Origin of the sequence: Nostoc sp. FACHB-280 (assembly GCF_014697615.1) — a bacterium.
GTDB lineage: Bacteria > Cyanobacteriota > Cyanobacteriia > Cyanobacteriales > Nostocaceae > Nostoc_B.
In genome coordinates, this window is record NZ_JACJSD010000110.1 from 1 (window position 1) to 1,963 (window position 1,963).

Sequence of the window (1,963 nt, forward strand, 5' to 3'; positions counted from 1 at the left end):
AAGATATTGATAGAAAAACTTACACAGCAAGACAGCACCAGGATTATCTCAAGCCAGAGGAGGCGTTAGAGTGCGAAAAATTCCGCATTTGGGATACTTATGGGATGACTGTCACTCCTGAGTTGGTTGAGAAGGATGACGGCGGACGGCTGATTAAAAAGATTGTCGCGCTTGAAGCAATTTTAGCAGCGCCCCTTGAAGCGATCGCCGACGAGCATGGGCGGGAGTTTGTTACGCCGCCTTTTGTTGTGGCAGAACGAGATAGGACGGAACGAGATCGCTTGCCCATCTGCACCGACTGGGGTAATCATTCCACTTCTTGGTTAATGCGCCACCGATTGGGGTTACGCGCAATACTGACTGATTTGATGGATGGGGTGGAGATTAAGGGCGATGAAGCGAGTATTGAAGCATTAGCAGATTTTTCCAAACGCAATGCACCACATATTAAAGGCATCCTCAACTTGACCATCCCTCTCGATGAGTCTCCGGTGTGGATTTTGAGTCAGTACTTGGGGCAACTGGCTTTAACTACCCAGTCGCGGCGGCCTACCGAGAATGGTCAACGGGTGCGGTATTACCGATTAAGTACTGAGGATGTTGCTTTTGCCCGTCAGGTGTTTGTGTATCGGCAATCACAGAAGGAAGAACGAGAACGGCGGCGGCTGGAGGAAAGTGAATCTCAGGCGGCGTATGCGGCTAGGATGCAGGCTATGTATGGTGTTAATGCCCCGTCCACGCCCCCCATTAATGTAAGTGGAAGTAATAATTGGGAGGGGGTGGACGGACAGGAAAATCCGATTGATTCGTGGTGGCAGCAAGTTAAATCTTATACTGCATTGGTCATGGAACGGGTGAAACATGGTGTGGGAGCAGTCAAAGAATTCCTCTCTAGCCTTAGCAGTGATGAAAGGTGGGGAGTGATGGTGGCTTTTGAGGAATCGGAGCCTGCGATGTTTGGGCAATTGGTGGCGGCGGCTCCCGATTGGGTGCAGTGGATGGCGGATGAATAAATGGTGAAACACCGCGCTAAATTTTGAATTTAGCGGTCTTCAATCGGTGAGCAGGGTGTGGGAATTTTAGAAACTAATTAATATAATAATTTCTCCTTTGTTATTGGCCAACTTTTCACGCCATTTTTGGAGTTCTTCAGGTGTTTGTCTCACCCAATCTGTGACTTCGCCAACAATTTTTAATGGTGCTTGGGAGCGATATGAGCGTGTCGGATTGCCCGGAAATTTTTTGTCTGTAACATTCGGATCATTTTCAAACTCCCCTGTTGGTTCAACGATATAAACACGTTCACGGTTATCGCCTTTTGCTAATGCAGCTGCTAGTCCCGCCCCATTGACAAGGGCTGTGAAATAAATGTGATTCATTTTGAGTTCTCTTTTGTAATTAGAACTGCCCCCTGCTGTCAGCAAATCACCAAGGAGCAAATCGGCTTTCGTCCCATGATAGAAGGGGCCTTTGTCAGAAGGTTTATTCTGAAACGAAGTTGCTAATTCATAATTCTTTTTTGCCTTGTCAGGTGAGCTTAACTCTTCATAGCATTTGGCAATGTTTGAATATAGAGAAGGTATTGCACTCTTAACAGTGTCGTCATTTATTTTTAATGCCAACTGCAAAGCTATTTCGAGCCATTTTAATTTGTCGTCAACATTTTTTTGATATTGAGCTACATAGTGAGCTGAAATAAATTTTTCCAAGTCGTATGTCGCTTCGTTCCAGGCTTCTTGAAACAGTTTACTTGCTTCTTCTGGTTTGCCTTTTTCTTCCATGCCCATACCTTGAAGACAGAGTTTAACAACATTGTTGTTTGGGTTGAATTCCATAATTACTTTGTCTCGTAATGATCGTACGTTAATAACTCTGTTGCTTCTTTTAATACTTGAGTAATTTCAGGTTTGTCAGAACTTATCACATCATCTGGTAAATGCTTGTGGTGTGGAAAAGTAGAAAG

1 protein-coding gene and 1 pseudogene are annotated in these 1,963 nt (G+C 44.8%); one reads left to right on the plus strand and one right to left on the minus strand.

The window, feature by feature from the left end:
* A pseudogene (locus tag H6G75_RS32765) lies at positions 1 to 1,013 on the plus strand (bifunctional DNA primase/helicase); the annotation flags it as partial.
* A 66-nt stretch (positions 1,014 to 1,079) separates the two neighbouring features.
* On the opposite strand, the gene arr reads toward H6G75_RS32765, so the two are convergent.
* On the minus strand, positions 1,080 to 1,562 hold the full coding sequence (gene arr / locus H6G75_RS34005) for an NAD(+)--rifampin ADP-ribosyltransferase (RefSeq protein ID WP_397333123.1): 483 nt from the start codon (positions 1,560 to 1,562) through the stop codon (positions 1,080 to 1,082).
* Positions 1,563 to 1,963 lie beyond the last annotated feature (401 nt).